General features: G+C 45.7%; 17 protein-coding genes. 11 read left to right on the forward strand and 6 right to left on the reverse strand.

The features are described 5' to 3' along the window. The first annotated feature begins 165 nt into the window (after nucleotides 1–165). The 6 genes from RMO55_RS13500 (at nucleotide 166) to RMO55_RS13525 (ending at nucleotide 5,656) form a co-directional block, all read left to right on the forward strand. Nucleotides 166–246, forward strand: coding sequence for an element excision factor XisI family protein (locus RMO55_RS13500; protein ID WP_310427360.1), 81 nt, complete (start codon nucleotides 166–168; stop codon nucleotides 244–246). A gap of 133 nt (nucleotides 247–379) precedes the next feature. Next, complete coding sequence (aroC, locus tag RMO55_RS13505) at nucleotides 380–1,468, forward strand: chorismate synthase (RefSeq protein WP_310427283.1); 1,089 nt, start codon at nucleotides 380–382, stop codon at nucleotides 1,466–1,468. Between the two features lie 181 nt (nucleotides 1,469–1,649). Beyond that, nucleotides 1,650–2,468, forward strand: coding sequence for a DUF6816 family protein (locus RMO55_RS13510; protein WP_310427285.1), 819 nt, complete (start codon nucleotides 1,650–1,652; stop codon nucleotides 2,466–2,468). A gap of 36 nt (nucleotides 2,469–2,504) precedes the next feature. After that, on the forward strand, nucleotides 2,505–3,281 hold the full coding sequence (locus tag RMO55_RS13515; RefSeq protein WP_310427287.1) for a hypothetical protein: 777 nt from the start codon (nucleotides 2,505–2,507) through the stop codon (nucleotides 3,279–3,281). A 115-nt stretch (nucleotides 3,282–3,396) separates the two neighbouring features. Further along, complete coding sequence (locus tag RMO55_RS13520) at nucleotides 3,397–4,752, forward strand: DUF697 domain-containing protein (protein ID WP_310427288.1); 1,356 nt, start codon at nucleotides 3,397–3,399, stop codon at nucleotides 4,750–4,752. A gap of 118 nt (nucleotides 4,753–4,870) precedes the next feature. Continuing rightward, nucleotides 4,871–5,656: a nuclear transport factor 2 family protein gene (locus tag RMO55_RS13525; RefSeq protein ID WP_310427289.1), complete on the forward strand. Its 786-nt coding sequence runs from the start codon at nucleotides 4,871–4,873 to the stop codon at nucleotides 5,654–5,656. Between the two features lie 77 nt (nucleotides 5,657–5,733). Here the strand turns inward: RMO55_RS13525 and RMO55_RS13530 are convergent, their stop codons facing one another. From RMO55_RS13530 to RMO55_RS13540, 3 genes are all read right to left on the reverse strand, one after another. Continuing rightward, entirely contained in the window at nucleotides 5,734–6,462 is a 729-nt protein-coding gene (locus tag RMO55_RS13530; protein WP_310427291.1) for a GUN4 N-terminal ARM-like repeat domain-containing protein, read from the reverse strand. 95 nt (nucleotides 6,463–6,557) lie between these two features. Then, a complete protein-coding gene (locus RMO55_RS13535) occupies nucleotides 6,558–7,682 on the reverse strand; it encodes a THUMP domain-containing protein (RefSeq protein WP_310427292.1) in 1,125 nt (374 codons plus the stop codon). Between the two features lie 53 nt (nucleotides 7,683–7,735). Beyond that, the gene (locus tag RMO55_RS13540; protein ID WP_310427294.1) at nucleotides 7,736–7,864 is read right to left on the reverse strand and encodes a hypothetical protein; all 129 of its coding nucleotides are present in this window, start codon (nucleotides 7,862–7,864) and stop codon (nucleotides 7,736–7,738) included. 15 nt (nucleotides 7,865–7,879) lie between these two features. On the opposite strand from RMO55_RS13540, the gene RMO55_RS13545 reads away from it, so the two are divergent. Both RMO55_RS13545 and RMO55_RS13550 read left to right on the forward strand, forming a co-directional pair. Beyond that, complete coding sequence (locus tag RMO55_RS13545) at nucleotides 7,880–8,770, forward strand: metallophosphoesterase (protein ID WP_310427295.1); 891 nt, start codon at nucleotides 7,880–7,882, stop codon at nucleotides 8,768–8,770. A gap of 58 nt (nucleotides 8,771–8,828) precedes the next feature. After that, entirely contained in the window at nucleotides 8,829–9,680 is an 852-nt protein-coding gene (locus RMO55_RS13550) for a metallophosphoesterase (RefSeq protein WP_310427297.1), read from the forward strand. Nucleotides 9,681–9,734: 54 nt separating this feature from the next. Here the strand turns inward: RMO55_RS13550 and RMO55_RS13555 are convergent, their stop codons facing one another. Continuing rightward, entirely contained in the window at nucleotides 9,735–10,337 is a 603-nt protein-coding gene (locus RMO55_RS13555) for a DUF3177 family protein (protein WP_310427298.1), read from the reverse strand. 134 nt (nucleotides 10,338–10,471) lie between these two features. Here RMO55_RS13555 and RMO55_RS13560 point away from each other — a divergent pair, with 134 nt between their 5' ends. After that, entirely contained in the window at nucleotides 10,472–11,542 is a 1,071-nt protein-coding gene (locus RMO55_RS13560; protein ID WP_310427300.1) for a DUF2817 domain-containing protein, read from the forward strand. Nucleotides 11,543–11,617: 75 nt separating this feature from the next. On the opposite strand, the gene RMO55_RS13565 is transcribed toward RMO55_RS13560, so the two are convergent. Together RMO55_RS13565 and RMO55_RS13570 are read right to left on the reverse strand one after the other, a co-directional pair. Further along, the gene (locus RMO55_RS13565) at nucleotides 11,618–12,331 is read right to left on the reverse strand and encodes an ABC transporter ATP-binding protein (protein WP_310427301.1); all 714 of its coding nucleotides are present in this window, start codon (nucleotides 12,329–12,331) and stop codon (nucleotides 11,618–11,620) included. 184 nt (nucleotides 12,332–12,515) lie between these two features. Then, a complete protein-coding gene (locus tag RMO55_RS13570; RefSeq protein WP_310427302.1) occupies nucleotides 12,516–12,785 on the reverse strand; it encodes a hypothetical protein in 270 nt (89 codons plus the stop codon). Nucleotides 12,786–13,207: 422 nt separating this feature from the next. Between RMO55_RS13570 and psbD the strand changes: the two genes are divergently transcribed. Beyond that, nucleotides 13,208–14,266: a photosystem II D2 protein (photosystem q(a) protein) gene (gene psbD, locus RMO55_RS13575; protein WP_310427303.1), complete on the forward strand. Its 1,059-nt coding sequence runs from the start codon at nucleotides 13,208–13,210 to the stop codon at nucleotides 14,264–14,266. A 119-nt stretch (nucleotides 14,267–14,385) separates the two neighbouring features. Continuing rightward, the gene (psbC, locus tag RMO55_RS13580; RefSeq protein ID WP_396134305.1) at nucleotides 14,386–15,750 is read left to right on the forward strand and encodes a photosystem II reaction center protein CP43; all 1,365 of its coding nucleotides are present in this window, start codon (nucleotides 14,386–14,388) and stop codon (nucleotides 15,748–15,750) included. The last annotated feature ends 217 nt before the right edge of the window (nucleotides 15,751–15,967 follow it).

A 15,967-nucleotide genomic window follows, 5' to 3' on the forward strand; every position in this document is an offset into this window, starting at 1 on the left:
GTAAATCTTCTGGTGAAACTTGGCTTTCCTGTGCTAATTGCTGCAATTTCTGAAGTTGCTCATCTGGAATAGTGACTGTGATAGAAGCCATCGATAATTCCTCAATATTCTAGATATTTAATATTATAACCACTGAGATCGTCTCGATCTGTTAAATTACCAGAAATGGGTATTTCTAAACAAGATATCGTCAATGGGTTCCATTCGATCTATATGCGACAGTTTACGGAATTTGCCGTTGGTTAGAATCGATCGAAAAGCTATTTGTCGATAGCAATCCTATTTGATTTGGGAGTAGGGGCAATTCATGAATTGCCCCTACTCATACCCTCGATGCAAGGTAAACTAAGAACTAGTCACTGAAGATCGATCGAGTAAGATGGGAAACACGTTTGGGCATTTATTTAGAATTACGACCTATGGCGAGTCGCATGGGGGTGGGGTAGGTGTAATTATTGATGGTTGTCCGCCGCTGGTAGAGATTAGTGAGGCGGAAATCCAAGTCGAACTCGATCGTCGTCGTCCAGGACAGAGTAAAATTACGACACCCCGCAAGGAAACTGATACTTGTGAGATTTTGTCTGGGGTGTTTGAAGGGAAGACTACGGGTACGCCGATTAGTATCCTGGTGAGAAATAAGGATGCCCGCTCTCAAGATTATAGCGAGATGGTGCAGACTTATCGTCCTTCCCATGCCGATGCGACTTATGATGCCAAGTACGGAATTCGGAATTGGCAAGGTGGCGGTAGATCCTCGGCGCGAGAAACGATTGGGAGAGTAGCGGCTGGGGCGATTGCCAAGAAGGTTTTACAGATTTTCAATCATGTCGAAGTTATCGGCTATGTCAAGCGGATTCAGGCTATCGAGGCGACTGTCGATAGTAATACGGTTACGCTGGCACAGGTAGAGAGTAACATCGTCCGGTGCCCAGATCTGACATGTGCGGATCGAATGATCGATCGCATCGAAGAGATCGGCAGACAGGGCGACTCGATCGGCGGCGTGGTAGAATGCGTGGTACGGAATGTCCCTAAAGGTTTAGGCGTTCCAGTGTTCGACAGGTTGGAAGCAGATATTGCTAAGGGTGTGATGTCGCTCCCTGCAACTAAGGGGTTTGAAATCGGTTCGGGGTTTGCAGGTACGCTGATGACGGGTAGCGAACATAATGATGAATTTTACACTGACGAACATGGTGAAATTCGGACGCGAACAAATCGCTCTGGCGGTACCCAAGGCGGAATTTCCAATGGCGAGAATATTATTATCAGGGTAGCTTTTAAACCGACAGCGACAATTCGTAAGGAACAAAATACTGTGACGCAATCGGGGGCAGAAACCACGCTAGCGGCGAAGGGTAGGCACGATCCTTGTGTGTTACCGCGTGCGGTACCGATGGTTGAAGCGATGGTGGCGTTGGTATTGTGCGATCATTTATTGCGCCATTACGGACAGTGTAAGGTGTTGTGAGAGATCGTTGGAATTGTTGCGTAGATCTACCCACCCCCCCCTTTGGGTACCCCTGTCTTGTCGTTTTTTTATTCTGGGGTTCCCCGAGAATAAAAACGCCGCTCCAAGGAGGGGATTTTCCACCCCAAGATCTAAGGGGGGTTGTGAGGTAACACCATCTCAAACGAAGTCAGGATCGAGAATGAATAGTTTAGTATCAAAAATTTTAGCTTGTGTCGGCGCGATCGCGATTTGGTGGATGGCTGCTCAGAGTGCGGTCGCTGGGGTTTTGAGCGACAGGATCGATCGATACCCCAATTGGGATACTCAAGCACAAGTCAGGCTGCACGAGGGCGAATTGACCTATCCTGAGTGGTTTCGGGGACGCTGGATTGCTACAAGTACGCTAATCGAACAAATTGCGCCATTAGCACCGGAAATAGTTACGCCTGGATTTGAAAGCAATCGCCAATATATTAATAAGCCGATCGAATTTACCGTTCAATTTGTGCCAATCGATCTGGCTAAAGTCGCCAAGTTTTCGCCGCTTAACTTACCCAGATTAAAATCTAGTTTACCAGAACCACAAATCGTGGCCGATCGCGCGTTTAACGGTTTAAATATCGCCACTGCTTATTTAGGTGCGTCCAATATCGAGTCCGTAAAAATAGATCCTCAAAACCCGACTAAACAAATTACCCAGCTCACCCAAGATCGAGAGTTAGAGGCTTTTGTAACGGGATTCGATTTAGAAAACTTGAATCCTCATCGTTTTATTTCAACCGAACTTTCTCAACAAATTTTTCGGACTAGTTCGACGATTTATCTTAATACTGTCGAAACTACGACGAGTTATCAATTCTCACCTACCCCCACACCCTCAATTACCGCAACTCAGATTTCAGCAATCTATCTCTCCCCTCAAGATCCCGACTATTTCCGCAGCATTGGTAAACTGCAAAATCATCCGGTAGCTTTATATAAATATCGATTAAATTTAGTACCAACGCCCAGAGTGTAGAATAATACCCAGGAATTTATTGATAGAAGTACAATCGTGTTTAATTTAGTTAAGTGGGGCATTCTGAGTAAAGTTTTGCCGTGGACGGGATTATTTTGTATTGTTAAATTGGGAATGCACTGGTTAGATTTTGAGCCGTGGGCATTTGACGCACTAACAGGTGCTTTATTTAGTGCGGCTACCTTTGTCATTGCCTTGATTTTAAGTGGCACACTAACAGATTATCGGGCTTGTGAGGGGATGCCTTCACAAATTGCTAATGCACTAGAAACTATTAAGGATACCAATCACACGATCGCGGCTAGATACCCAGATTATCAGCCGCAGCCATTACAACAGGCTCTTACTAGTGTGAGTAGATCGATCTTAGACTGGCTCAAAGATGGCAAGGAATTCACCGTAGTTGATGACTCGATCGATCGACTCAATCCGTTACTTGCTGAAATTTTAGTCATAGATGGCTGTGCCGGATTTGTCAACTATATTCAATCAGAACAGGCGAAGATTCGATCGATCTCTAGGCAAATGTGTGGTAATCGCGACACCGAATTTTTAGGAGCTGCTTATGTGCTGTTATGGTTATTCTTAGGTGGATCGATCGTTGCTTTATTATTAATTGATGCAGAAAGGTTTAGCGAAAATTTGACCGTCTCCACTTTTATGTTTACTTTATTTGTCTATTTATTATTCTTAATTGAAGATTTAGATAACCCGTTTCAATATGATGGTAAATCTAGTGTCGATGTTGGTTTATCTCCACTAGAGAACGTTTGCCTGAAGCTAACGATCGTGGAAACACCCAAGTTGGAATAAAGGGCTACGGATCAGGCTGTTGGCGGTAAATACTACCGTAATAGTACGCCATCTGGATCGATCGAGTGTTGGATAATTAAGTTAGTAGTTCAGTGCCGTCATTCCCCCCAAGATCGTGCCACAATCACCAGAATCCTCATCAACGACACCGCCAGCAACAGCCATATCCACCGATTTACCCGAACCCAAGTCCACAAATGTTTGGACAGATCGCTTAACAGGAGGCTGGAACGCGGTGACAGATCGAGTGATGCAAATTTTGCCTGTAGATAAAGCAACACAAACAGTCGGACAATGGTTTACCGTTGATGAGACTCAGGTAGCCGAGATATTAGCTAGCGTGCGCGCTCAATTACCGACTACTGAAGCATTATTAATTGGCAAACCCCAAGCGGGGAAAAGTTCGATCGTGCGGGGATTGACGGGGGTTTCAGCGGAAATTGTCGGACAGGGATTTCGTCCCCATACCCAATCGACGATGCGCTATGCTTATCCTTCTAAAGAACTACCACTATTAGTATTCACAGATACAGTCGGATTGGGCGATGTCGATCGAGATACTAATAGCCTAATTCAAGAGCTAGTCAACGATCTCGAAGCAGAAACCAGTCGTCCCCGCATTATCATTCTCACTGTCAAAATCAATGATTTTGCGATCGATACACTCCGCCAAATTGCCAAGGAATTACGTCAAAAGTATCCAGCAATTCCCTGTTTATTAGCCGTTACTTGTCTGCATGAAGTTTATCCCACCAGTCAAACCGATCATCCTGAAGAACCGACTAGTATAGAATCAGTAAGTCGAGCCTTCACAGCTATCCAACAGGCATTTACAGGGCTGTTCGATCGATCTGTGCTGATTGACTTCACTTTGGCAGATGACGGCTACACGCCCGAATTTTATGGCTTAGAGACGATGCGGGAAACTTTAGCCGATTTGCTTCCCGAAGCTGAAGCTAGAGCGATGTCTCAATTACTCGAAGCTGGTGCTTCACCTAGCGGTGGTGAATCGGGTGACAAGCTCGGCAATATTTATCGCGATGTCGCTCGCCGTTATATCTTACCCTTCTCGATCGCGGCTGGAACAGTTGCCGCGATTCCGTTACCTTTTGCCGATTTACCCGTACTCACCGCCATTCAAGTTTCGATGGTAGGATTATTAGGAAAATTATACGGGCAAACCTTGACTCCATCTCAGGCTGGTGGGGTAGTTAGTGCGATTGCAGGTGGCTTTGTCGCTCAATTAGTAGCCAGACAGTTAATTAAATTTATCCCTGGTTTTGGTAGCGTTATTTCTGCTTCCTGGGCGGCTGCATATACTTGGGCACTAGGGGAAGGTGCTTGTGTTTATTTTGGCGATCTCATGGGGGGTAAAAAGCCCGATCCTCAACAAATTCAAGCAGTCATGGCAGAGGCTTTTACTAGTGCGAAAGAACGATTTAAGGTTAGTCGATCGTTGACAAAAAAATAGCATCCCACGCCAGTTGCAACTGCGACTACAATAGTACCTATATTTACGCTTCAGACTACTAGCAACTTGCGCTATTATGTTGTTGCAAATTGTCTACCGTTTTTTCCATCTATAAAATATGTCAACAAAATCTTGGTATCGACTGGTAATTCTGGCACTATCCATTGGTTATCAGCAAGCGGTAATGGTTTCCGCTCGAGCTGAGAACTCACTATTAAGTGCTCCGGCTGCCGTCAAGACAATTCTCACCAAGATCGATGTCGCCGCAAATGGGCGGAAATTGCCAGAACTGTCGCGCTACTATAGCCCAAACTTTACCACTAGTGATGGTTTGAATAAAACAGCATGGCAACAATCTTTAGGTCAATTTTGGCAGAGTTATAGCAATCTCAGCTACGCCACCACATTGGAAAGCTGGCAAGCAGAGGGAAATACTTATATTGCTACCACCACCACCAAAATTACTGGCACTCAAAAGATCGATAGTAGAACCCTCAATCTACAATCAACCATCCAATCTCGTCAAAAGATTGTCGGCGGACAAATCGTGCAACAACAAGTTCTACAAGAACGGACTCAGATATCGAGTGGTGCGAAACCACCAACGATCGAAATCAATCTACCAGATAGATTACAAACTAATGCTGAATATAGTCTAGACGCGATCGTCACCGAACCGCTTGGTGAAGATGTGCTCATGGGGGCAACTCTCGAACAGCCAGTCTCAGCTCAAGGCTACACCCAACCAGCAAACTATAAACTAGAACTGCTCGCGGCTGGTGGCTTATTCAAGATCGCCCGCGCTCCAGGTAAATCTGGCGATTATTGGCTATCTACTGTATTTATCCGTCCGGCTGGTATGACAACTCTCACTCAACGGATACATGTGATCAAAGGAAAATAAGAAAGTGGGGAAGTTGATAGTCGAGCGAAAAAGACAAGGTGCCTAAGGCTCCGCCTAAGACAAGCAGGGCATTGCTTTCAACTTCCCACTTCTTCCCATGCTGGATGAGATAGCAAAGAGGACATCACCCGCACGCCACGTAATTGATTGGATAGGGGTAAATGGCCTCTAGGAGCAGTTAAATCCCAGGTAAACGAGCCTGGATATCTCGTCCAGTTATTACCATTCTTCCAGCCAAGTTTTACCCAGAGTTTGTCCCAGTTTTTCCCCATTCCCACCCACATTTCTCGTTGAATTGAGAATCCAAATTTGCCTTCAGAATGAAACGACCACAAAGCATCGATCGTGTGAAGATCGATTGCAGGTAATTGTTCGACTTCGGTAAAATAGATCCACTTCCGCTTGACGGCATCTACACCAGCTAATTCGCATAGCTTCTCGGTGGTAAGTTTATCTGCGGCTTCAAATTTTTGTTGAGCTAATAATTTTTGTAAATTTGTATAATCAATCCCCCGACTCGATTGTAGGGCTATCATCCCTGTGGGTAACTCTCGCTCGAGATAGTCTCTGGCTGGGGGTAACTCGCTCTGATACAAGGCTTGATAAACTGCTCCCGTCACAGTTGTCGGTTTAGATCCCCGTTGCTGTTGGAGCCATGCCATTAGAATTTCAATGCCTGGGAGTCCAGCATCAAGGAGCTGTGGCAGCATCTGCAACTGATTCTTTGCAGTGCTAGTTGTAAATTTTTCCTGCAACTCGATGACATCTGAAGGCACCGACGGTGAGTTAGTACTGAGATCGGGCATGGGTGGGGATTGACTGTGGAATGGACTAGTCCAGCCGACCATTATACCAAAAATAATGAGCCTACTGTTCCCTCTAAATTTAAGTTGGTGTTAGTTCAATACATTTCATATTTCATCAATTGACAAGGCAAAGTACCGTTATATACCGTAGTCCGTTGGGCAGATTTCAATCCGATCGATTTCGCTAATTCTTTATTTCCACTCAGCACAAACGCCGTCCACCCTTTAAAGCGTTGCTTGAGTACATCGCCCAACAGCTTGTAAAAAGCACCCAAGTCTTCATCGCGTCCCAATCGCTCGCCGTAGGGCGGATTGCAGAGCAAAATCCCACTATCGGCAGGAGCTTCCACATCGGCTAATTCCATCTGTGCGAACTGAATATATTTTTCCACCCCAGAACTACGCGCATTCGATCGAGCTTGTTCGATGATATCAAAATTGCGATCGCTCCCGATAATCGTCGCCTGTAAATCTTGTTTTTCGCCTGCTTCAGCCGACTTTATCAATCGATCGAATAGTTCCGCATCGAAGTCTAGCCAGTTCTCAAAGCCAAACCCATTCCGAAAAATACCTGGAGCGATATTTAGGGCTTGCATTGCTGCTTCTAGGGGCAATGTCCCCGAACCACAGAGCGGATCGATAAAGGCTAAATCGGGTGTCCAACCGGACATTTTCATCAAAGCTGCTGCGAGGGACTCTTTTAGGGGTGCATCGCCCACAGCCGATCGATAACCGCGTCGGTGAAGACTGCTCCCAGAGCTATCTAGACTGACAATACAGACATCCTTATCGATGTGGGCATTAATTCGCACATTCGGATCTTGAATATCGACATTCGATCTTTGCCCAAACTTCTCTGTCTGTTGCTTAGTAATCGCTCGTTTGACTTGAACCGCCGTAAAATGACTGTGATTTAACTGCTCGTTTTTCCCCGTCACCGTGACAGCCATCGTCAGCTCTGGCGTGAGATATTCGCCCCAGTCGATCTGCTGGACACCATCATACAATTCTCGATCGTCATTACTGGGAAATTCCCCTAGCTTGACTAGCACCCGAAATGGCAACCGCGCCCACAAATTGACGCGATACAGTAACTCTCGATCTCCTTGAAAAGACACCCCACAGAAGCCCTGAGCCACATCCTGCGCACCTAATTCGGTTAGCTCCTGCGCGGCTAACTCTTCTAATCCTCTGGCGACTGTGGCAAAGTATTGACTCAAAATAATTCCTCGACTCGTATTCGACTTGCTGACAAGCCACCTTCTATTATTCCTCAAATATCAACATCTAGTTGTTTCAATCTGGGATTTTGGATGATGCCCAGTCTCCCAGTTCCCTGAATCGATCGACAAATTTCAGGAATCGCGATCGATCTGATGGTAGCTAATAGAGAATTGGGCATAATTTAGTCATCAACATGAGCAAACATATTTTGATGCGCTGGCGCAGATTAATTCTCACATCGATTAAATTTCTGCTCGTCGCGATCGCGATTTTATTTGCCACCAGCGTCTATGCTCAAGGTATAGAACCGCGCTGGTTTACCATTAAGACGATCGACGTGACAATCGCCGGATTGAATCCAGTGTTTGAAGGATATAAAATAGTTCAACTGACCGATCTTCATGCTCGATCTGCACTGATGAATCGTCAACAGTTAGAAAAAGTCGCTAGACTCGCTAATCGACAGCAACCAGATCTGATTGCTTTAACTGGTGACTATATCACCAAAGATGCAGCTAAGTCTGAAGAAATGCTCACCAATGCTTTTAGTCAGCTTAAAGCCAATGATGGGGTAGTCGCGATTATGGGCAATCACGATCGTGGTGGAGATAGTATGCCACTCGATCGCGCTTTCTGGAAAAGTAAAGTGATGCTCTTAAATAATGCAGTCTATTCGATCGATCGTCAAGGTCATAAGTTAAATATTGCGGGAGTTGACGATGTGTGGCTCAAGCGGGCAAATCTCCCGAAAACAATTGCCCAATTACCTCCAGATGGCACTAATATTCTACTGGCTCACGAACCAGATTTTGGCGATATCGCTGCCGCTACCGATCGATTTGAACTGCAACTTTCAGGACATTCCCACGGCGGACAAGTAGTTATTCCATTTGTACCTAGAGTCACTGTCACCTGGGCAAAAAAATATATTCAAGGGCTTTATCGTATCGGTACGATGCAACTCTATGTTAGTCCAGGTGTAGGTACTACTGGCCCACCCAAAGCCAGATTCAACTGTCGTCCCGAAATATCTGTTATCGTTCTACACCGATCTTCATCGCTACAAGCTGATGCGTTAACCTGATGGTAGATGCTTAATAAATGGGCATAATTTAATCATCCGAACAAACAAAAATATTTTGATGCGCTGGCGAAGATTAATTCTCACATCGATTAAATTTCTGCTTGTCGCGATCTCGATTTTATTTGCCACCACCATCTATGCGCAAGGGATAGAACCTCGCTGGCTGACAGTTAAAACGATCGATGTTCAGATCGTTGGGTTAAATCCAGTGTTTGAAGGATATAAAATAGTTCAACTTAGCGATCTTCACGCTCGATCTGCGGTGATGGATCGCCAACAGTTAGAAAAAGTTGCGATGTTGGCAGATCGACAACAACCAGATCTAATTGCGCTCACTGGCGACTATATCACCAAAGAGGCTGACGATTCTGAAGAAATGCTCGCCAACGCCTTTAGCAAACTCCAGGCGAAGGATGGAGTAGTCGCAATTATGGGCAACCACGAGCGTGGTGCTAGAGATATTACGCCGATCGAAAGTGCGCTCCAAGCTAGTAAAATCAAACTTTTAAATAACGATGTCTATTCGATCGACAGGCATGGTAATTTGTTAAACATTGCTGGAGTTGATGATTTCTGCTTCAAACGGGCGAATCTGCCCCAAACGATCGAGCAATTACCCCAAACGGGAACTAATATTTTACTGGCTCACGAACCAGATTTCGCCGATCTAGCTGCGGCTACCAATCGTTTCGGACTGCAACTTTCAGGACATTCTCATGGCGGACAAATAGTTCTACCCTTCCTGCCCAGAATTGCCCCTCGGTTAGCTCAGAAGTATATCAACGGACTCTATCGCATCGGTGATTTGCAACTCTATGTTAGTCCAGGTGTGGGTACGACTGGCCCACCAACAGCCAGATTTAATTGTCGTCCCGAAATATCTGTAATAGTTCTGCACAAATCCAAATAGGGGCAATTCATGAATTACCCCTACAGTTGGTGAAAACTTAGGAGCTAGCGAATCTTACTCATCTCCCGCCATTGCCGATCGACCTTGTTTGCCCAGACGGACAACTAAAAAGTAAACTAAGTACAGAGTGTAAGTAATCAAACCCAGAATACCCATAAAGGTGAGAAATCCTGGACTGGAATTACCGTGAAAGAATTGGTAATAAAGCCAGGATGGTCTAAACCAAACTTGACAATAGTCTGTTTTTGCGCCATCAACTGCACATGATAAAAATGGGATCGTCGCGATCGCGCCTAAGCTAGAATAGAGTGTAGTTGCCCATCGCCAAGCCAAAAATCCTAGTTTGAGTGGACGGGGGGATAAATCGGCAACTTCTTCATTGAGATCTGCCCAAAACCACAGGGAAATAGGAATCAGGGCTTGCGCGACAAAAGCCGTGACAAAACTAATTGGCATCGAACCGATCGCCAAATATACTGAGATTGCCAGTAAGCTAGCTACTCGCCAATAAATAATTAATAAACTCTGGATTGCTAGGGTTTTTTGAGCGAATGCCCATAACAGCAGAATCAGTGGAATTAGGACTGTAAATATTACCGCCAATCGAAAATCCATCCAGATTAACGGTTCAAACCATAATTGAGATTGATTAGGCATTAGATAGATCTAAAAATGGGTAGTTTGCTCCTGATGACTGGTTGTGTACTTATTGACCAAATTCAACAGATTTTATTCCCCAATCTTGACATATATTCTCCCGATTCAGTCACTTGCTACTTTAACTACCAATTATGTCTTATTTTTCCCCTGACTACTTTACCGCTCGATCTCGTTGGCGATCGGCAGCAAGTCGGCTGGGGTGTAGACTAGAGTCACAAGAGATCGATGCAGCATCACCAATCAATGCTCCGCTAACGATCGATATCGCTATATTAGGCAATCCTTTGGCACATAAAGCGATCGTTATTTCTAGTGGTTTACATGGGGTGGAAGGATTATTTGGCTCGGCAGTACAGTTGGCTCTAATCGAGACGTATTTAGCCGACAACCGATTATCATCAGATTTAGCAGTAGTAATGATTCACACTCTCAATCCATTTGGCTGTGCCTGGTATCGCAGGTGGAATGAAGATAATATCGATCTCAATCGCAACTTTCTGGTAGGTGATGAGGTGTATCAAGGTTGTCCTCCTGCTTATCCACAACTCGATAGTTTCCTCAATCCTCAATCGCCACCATCTCGACTCGAACCTTTTTTAGCTAAATCCCTGGGATTAATCGGTAAATATGGAATGTCTACCTTGAAAAATACCTTACCTGTCGGACAATATGAATTTCCCCAAGGTTTATTTTTTGGTGGGAAGGCTCGATCGCAAACTCAGCAAATCCTCACTGCTCATCTCCGTCGCTGGTTAGGATTAGCCCAACAGGTGCTCCATCTAGACTTACATTCAGGGTTGGGTAAATGGGGAAACTATCAACTTTTTTCCAATCTCACAGCAGATTCTCCGCGCTGTCAATGGTTGTACCAGCAGTTCGACAGAGAGAAAATTCTAACGCTCGATTCTGAAAATTCAGTTTATCAGCCGTCCGGTTCCCTGGGTAACTGGTGTCAAAACTTATTTCCCGATCTTACCTATGACTTTCTCTTAGCAGAATTTGGTACTTATTCCATGCTGCGCGTACTCAAAGCACTCCGCGCCGAAAATCGCGCTCATTGGTGGGGAAAACCAGAGGATAAATCTTATCAGCAGGCAAAACAAGAGTTATTAGAAGTCTTTGTGCCCCAAAGCCAAAAATGGCGCGGGATCGTGCTCCAGCAAGGCGTAGACTTATGCTTGTCCGCAATTAAATTAGTTTAAAGCCATATCTCAAGTAGGGGCAATTCATAGATCGGGTTCTAAGTCCCCCTCTCAAAGCTTTCAACTTTCAACTTTTTAAGAGCCTATTTCTCTCATTAATCTTTGGCGCATTCGTTCGGGGTTGCCGCGATCGACTAACTTCCCATGTTCTAATAGAAAAGCACCATCGCAATAGTCTAATTCTTCGAGTCGATGTGTGACCCAAAGGGCGGTTAAACCACGACTTTTGACGAGTTCGCGGACTTGAGCGACTAAATCCAGTTGGGAATCGGGGTCTAGCAATGCTGTCGGCTCATCAAATAAAATTACATCGATTTGCCTCGCGATCGCTCCAGCAATTGCTACACGTTGCTTCTGACCACCGCTGAGAGCATAAATTGGGCGACGAATTAGATCGACTAGGTTTACGGCTGTTAGAGCCTCGGTGACGCGGTGGCGGACTTGACTAGAAGTAAGTTTTTCACCAACTAGTCCAAATGCCACGTCAGCACCGACAGTGGGCATTACTAACTGAGTATCAGGGTTTTGGAAGACAATACCTAAACCGCCATGAATATCGATCGATCCCACTTGGGGAGCTAATAATCCAGCGATTAAGCGGAGTAGGGTAGATTTACCGCTACCATTGGTACCCAACAGCATCCAAAATTCGCCGCGCGGTACTGATAGCGAACAACAATCGAGTACGGTTTTACCAGATGCCCAAGCAAAGGATAGATCCTTGACCTCGATTGCTGTCGCAGACGGCAAGCCGTTCGCGGATAATGATGTTGGTAAAGATTCTGTCATGCACCAGGGAAATTGATGATTGGGTCACAGGGACTCGTAGGGGCGGGTTTATACCACTCGTCAAAACGAAGCCAAAAATTTCGTTTGAACCCGCCGTACCCCACTAGATATGCTGGTGTGTTAGGCGGTAGCCGTAACACACCCTACGATACACAGCACTTTGAACGATCGAGCGACACAAATATCAAGAAGCCGCAAAAGCAACGAAACCAGGGGTTTTACCCGAAGCCGCCGCACCAGATTTTTCGTACATTTGAGCGGCAACGATCGAATCGGTCATCACAGCGATTTTCTTTTCAGGCTGACGATCGCAAGACAATTCTAGCAGGTTGCGATCGCCCGATTTCATTGCTGCCAATACCTGTTCGTAGACGGTAGTCGCTTCCTCAACAGTTTTCCGTTGTACAGACATGGGCATGGCTGTGTTTTTGAGCAGAATTTCGATGACGTACATATATATGGTGGGGAAATTTTGGAGCCAGCCTTTATTGTAAGTCTAAGGATAATTTCGTGGCTAGTGTCGATCGCCCACTTATTTAGAGAAGTTGACCAGATGACGATATGATAACCGCTCGATCGCACTGATAAGCACAATGCAAAGACAATCGATCTCCAAGCTAATTATCTATAAGTATTTATACTTATTCATTCTGCTCAAATGAGAGAAAATCGAGTAGTTTCTATTCAAAACATTAAATTTTACCGAAAAATCGTCAAAGACCCTGCCAATCCAGACACAATTACATTAAACTTAGTGAAGAAACGTAAACTGATTTAATAAATCAGCTAGGTTCTCGCGGCCTGACTGTGTAATTAACATATATTAGTCGATCGCGTACAATAATGTCCCTATAATATCTGGAGTATTGCTGCACAATGACCATCGCAGTTGGCAACCAGCAATCCGAAAGAGGCATCTTTGATGTCTTAGACGACTGGTTAAAAAAAGATCGGTTCGTATTCGTCGGTTGGTCTGGTATCTTACTATTTCCTTGCGCGTTCCTAGCCTTCGGTGGCTGGTTCACGGGCACTACATTCGTTACTTCTTGGTATAGTCACGGTTTGGCATCTAGTTACCTCGAAGGTTGTAACTTCCTCACCGCAGCACTTTCCACTCCTCCAAACAGCGTGGGTCACTCCTTAATGCTACTTTGGGGTCCTGAAGCACAAGGCGACTTCACTCGCTGGTGTCAACTCGGCGGTCTGTGGGCATTCGTTGCTCTACACGGCGCGTTTGGTTTGATTGGCTTCATGCTCCGCCAGTTTGAAATTGCTCGTCTAGTTGGGATTCGTCCTTACAACGCGCTCGCTTTCTCTGGTCCAATCGCAGTGTTCGTTAGCGTCTTCCTAATTTACCCATTGGGTCAATCTGGTTGGTTCTTCGCTCCTTCCTTTGGTGTAGCTGCAATCTTCCGCTTTATCCTCTTCTTACAAGGTTTCCACAACTGGACTCTCAACCCCTTCCACATGATGGGCGTTGCAGGGATTCTCGGCGGTGCGCTGCTGTGTGCGATTCACGGTGCGACTGTAGAAAACACCTTGTATGAAGATAGCGACTCTTCCAACACCTTCCGGGCGTTCGATCCTACGCAAGCTGAAGAAACTTACTCGATGGTGACTGCAAACCGTTTCTGGTCGCAGATCTTCGGCGTAGCTTTCTCCAACAAACGTTGGCTGCATTTCTTCATGCTGTTCGTTCCTGTAGCTGGACTCTGGTTTAGCTCAGTTGGTATCGTTGGTTTAGCCCTAAACCTTCGCGCTTATGACTTCGTGTCTCAAGAATTGAGAGCCGCTGAAGATCCTGAGTTTGAAACGTTCTACACCAAGAACATTCTGCTCAATGAAGGTATCCGTGCATGGATGGCTCCACAAGATCAACCACACGAACAATTCATCTTCCCAGAAGAAGTATTACCTCGTGGTAACGCACTCTAAGCTTTGAAACATCGGAAGATAAATGTACAATTATATTTATCTTCCGGTTTTTTTAAATTCCGTTATTTATATTCATCGATCGAGGTACTGCAAGAGTGGAAACGCCCTTTAATACTACAATGGTTTCAGGTGGCGGACGCGACATCGAATCATCAGGTTTTGCTTGGTGGTCGGGTAACGCGCGTCTGATCAACCTGTCTGGTAAGCTGTTGGGCGCACATGTTGCCCACGCTGGTTTGATTGTGTTCTGGGCTGGAGCGATGTGCTTATTTGAAGTCGCTCACTTCATTCCCGAAAAGCCAATGTATGAGCAAGGTATCATTTTGCTTTCTCACTTGGCTGCACAAGGTTGGGGTGTTGGTCCTGGTGGTGAAGTCGTGGATACATTCCCGTACTTCGTCGTTGGGGTCCTACACATTATTTCTTCTGCGGTACTGGGTGTTGGTGGCTTGTACCACGCATTGCGCGGTCCTGACACACTAGAACAGTATTCTTCTTTCTTCGGTTACGACTGGAGAGACAAGGACAAAATGACTTCAATCTTGGGCTTCCACCTAATTATCTTAGGTTGTGGTGCATTATTGCTCGTCATCAAAGCGATGTTCGTTGGTGGTTTGTATGATACCTGGGCACCAGGTGGTGGAGATGTTCGCATCGTTACTAATCCTACTCTCAACCCGGCAATTATCTTTGGTTATCTGTTGAAAGCTCCCTTCGGTGGCGAAGGCTGGATCATCAGCGTCAATAACTTAGAAGATGTTGTTGGCGGACATATCTGGGTTGGCTTAATCTGTATCGCTGGTGGTGTATGGCACATCCTGACCAAGCCTTTTGGTTGGGCGCGACGCGCACTAATCTGGTCTGGTGAGGCTTATCTGTCTTACAGTCTCGGTGCAGTATCCTTGATGGCGTTTGTAGCGTCAATCATGGTTTGGTACAACAACACTGTTTATCCTAGTGAATTCTTCGGTCCTACTGGTCCTGAGGCTTCTCAAGCGCAAGCATTAACCTTCCTGATCCGCGACCAACGTCTGGGTGCAAACATTGCCACAGCACAAGGTCCGACTGGCTTGGGTAAATACCTGATGCGTTCTCCTTCGGGCGAAATCATCTTCGGTGGGGAAACCATGCGGTTCTGGGATTTCCAAGGTCCTTGGTTAGAGCCACTACGTGGTCCTAACGGTTTGGACTTGAGCAAGGTGAAGAATGATATTCAACCTTGGCAAGCACGCCGTGCGGCTGAGTACATGACTCACGCACCTCTGGGTTCCTTGAACTCGGTTGGTGGTGTCATCACTGAAACCAACGCATTCAACTACGTTTCGCCTCGTGCGTGGTTGGCTTGTTCTCACTTCGTCTTAGGATTCTTCTTCTTTATCGGTCACTTGTGGCACGCAGGACGCGCTCGCGCTGCTGCTGCTGGTTTCGAGAAAGGAATCGACCGTGATAATGAAGCTACTTTATCCTTGAATGATATCGCTTAATTGATATTATTAATTAGGTAAATTCTCAAAAACTCCTGTCGATTCGGCAGGAGTTTTTGTTTGTGCTGGATAATTGCGTAGGATATGTTGTGGCAATTGCCAAGGCTGTTAGGACAAAAACAGCGATTGAAACCATCCTAACGGATACGCTCCGCGAGTGCCGCTCAGAATGCAAATTCCGCCTACGCGGACTAATCAAAAAACGTCCTAACGACCT

Source organism: Chamaesiphon sp. VAR_48_metabat_135_sub (assembly GCF_031418915.1).
Taxonomy (GTDB): domain Bacteria; phylum Cyanobacteriota; class Cyanobacteriia; order Cyanobacteriales; family Chamaesiphonaceae; genus Chamaesiphon.